1 protein-coding gene and 1 pseudogene are annotated in these 2530 nt (G+C 63.3%); one reads left to right on the top strand and one right to left on the bottom strand.

What is annotated here, in order from left to right; all coding sequences use genetic code 11:
- Positions 1-172 precede the first annotated feature (172 nt).
- Positions 173-763 (top strand): annotated as a pseudogene (locus KZX60_RS11845) (conjugal transfer protein); the annotation flags it as partial.
- Between the two features lie 57 nt (positions 764-820).
- Here KZX60_RS11845 and KZX60_RS11850 read toward each other — a convergent pair.
- A complete protein-coding gene (locus KZX60_RS11850) occupies positions 821-2323 on the bottom strand; it encodes a nuclease-related domain-containing protein (protein WP_248118607.1) in 1503 nt (500 codons plus the stop codon).
- Between the last annotated feature and the right edge of the window lie 207 nt (positions 2324-2530).

Here is a 2530-nt window from a genome sequence, read left to right on the forward strand (position 1 = left end):
GTCATCGTGATGACTCCATTCGAGGGTGCTGTGAGAGGTTCACTCGAAGGATCACACGGTGGCCGCGTCCACGTCTGAGACGACGTGCCCGACCACCGGGCGCTACACCACTATGCGGGACTCAACTTGGTCGGAATCAAATAGCGCGAGTCTCCATCAGACCCAGGGCGCTTCATTCGGGGCACTCACCGCCGAGCTGTGACGAGCCGAGGCCAACCACCACGACGTCGACCGCCTGTTCCCGCGTCTGGTGGCCGTGCGCGGGTTCGCCGATGCCGACGACATCGCCTCCGTCCTGCACTACCGGGTGGCTCGCGCCACCGCACGCCCGGCGGGCTCGGGTCGCACCCGCAAGGCGGCACGGCTGATCGCCGGACTGATCCCGTCCGCGGACGGCCCGCTGGCCGGCGATATGAGGCAGGCCCTCAATGAACGGCGCGAGCTGATCGAGACCCGCGCCGACGCCGTGCTCGACACCGCCCGCGACGCCGGAGAAGCCTGGACGCGCCCACTCGGTGAGCCACCCCGCAACCCGCGAAAGGCGGCGGCGTGGAGACGGTCCGCCTGCACGATCGCCGCCTACCGCGACAGATACGGCGTCACGGATGACCGACCGCTGGGGCCGCCGCCGCAGTCCACGGCGCAGAGCATCGACGCCGCCCGCGCACGAGCTGCTCTCGATCGAGTACGTGGCTTCATCAACCAAGCGAGCGATGTACCGCAGCATTCACCGGGACGCGAGAACGTCGAGCGCTCGTTGTAAGTGTGGCGCGATTCGGCACTTCCGAAGCTTGCAGTCGACTTGATCCGACTGTGAGAGTCAGCTGTTGCTGGACGGCGTCCCTGATGATTCTCCATCGCCACGTACTTCGCCGGTCGGCCAAGGATACGTATTCCAAGCGCTCGACAAGATCGGATTCTCGGTATCAGCCTTCTTACCGATGTCACGCAGGCTGACGACACCTCCTGCACTCTTCGCGATCTCTGCGAGGAGCAGCGGCTCGACATCTTTACCGTGCGTCACGAGCCACTCGACTTCACGCGCGCTCGCCGCGGCTACAGGAACATCTGGGAGCCTCCCGCCAGCGATGACCGCAACGTCATGGTCGAGAAGGTACGCGGCCCCGGTATAGAACGGCTCCGCCGTGACGATCAACCCCAACATAGGGCGGTCGGTTGGGATGTTCGTGAACGCCGGGTGATTGTCAGCAAGATGGCTGACGGTACGGGTCAACTGCCTCCGTGCGCTACCTAGGGTCTCGCTGAGCGAGTTCATCAGCGTTGCATCGCCGGCCCGTGCTGCCGGGCCGAGGCGGCGAGACTTGACCTCAACCAAGATGACCAGATTGGGCAGGATCACAAACCAGTCAACGCTCTTGTGACCGCCACCCTTGCCGAAGACAATCTCGGGTTCGACCTCCGCGTCCTCGATCAGTCTGAGTTGTCGACCAATGTAGTGCTCGAACAGGCCTCCGAGGTCATCCGCGAAAGCCTTGCCGTGCTTAGTCATTCCGGCGTAGTACAAGCCTCCCGGCGTGACCGTCCGCATGATCAGACGCGTCGCTGGAGCAACCGGCTCCCCGTCGCCCATGTCCACGAACGGTGTCGCCAACAACGGGTTGTAATCGAATCGGGTCGCTGTGGCTGATCCGACCGAGTGGTCGCTGAAATCAGTCCGAAACGCTGCGGGTGTCGTGGTAAGTCGAGAGGCGATCTTCTCTACGTTCGTCCGCGGATAGAGCTTCAGCACTTCAGTGAAGTTTGGCTGATCCAGCCAGCCAGGCTTGTATGCTCCACCATTCTGGAAGGCACCCACTTGAAGGAAGAACGTCGCACCGATCGCCTCGCGGAACGGGACTCCGTCGAGCATGGCCGCCAGCGAGTCCTCCGTGATCACTCGGGTCTCGACGTCGGGCAGGCCCTCGACCATCCAGGCGTGGGAGCGAGCAAGCTCCTCGAACATCGACTCCTGGTAAGGGAACTGCTCGTACGTGACCTGAGTCATCAGTCTGACGAGGAAGTCCACGGACCCGACATCGGCATCGTCGATGTCCATCGCGATCTGGAACTTGTGCATCAGCTTCTGCAGCGCCGTCTCATCGACGGGCTTCGAGCGATACTTATTGCCGTAGAGAAGCGAATCTCGCGCGGCCGCAGCCAATCCCCACGGCGGCATTCGATGTTTCACCGCATCTGAATACGGCGGTTCGCCAAGCGCTGCCGAGGCCCGCGCGATCGCCGGGATCAGCTCGCTGGGTTTGAAGGCGCGGCACGCTTGAGTGAATGCCGAGTAGGGCAAGCCCGGGTCGCGCGAGAAGCTCATAGACGCACGTGCCCTTCGGAACGCCGTTGTCTAAACCTCGAGCGAATCCTCCACGTGAGAGTGACGCTCAACATGGTGTTAGGGACTGATGCACCCATAGGTGACAGTCTTCGTCACGCCGCGTCTGCGGGCGTGTGGTCCATGATCAACTCGTACTCGACCGGCGTCAATCGGCCCAGGCGCACCTGCCGGCGGCGGCGGTGGTAG

The sequence above is a fragment of the Micrococcus sp. EYE_212 genome, from assembly GCF_023147585.1.
Lineage (GTDB): Bacteria > Actinomycetota > Actinomycetes > Actinomycetales > Micrococcaceae > Micrococcus.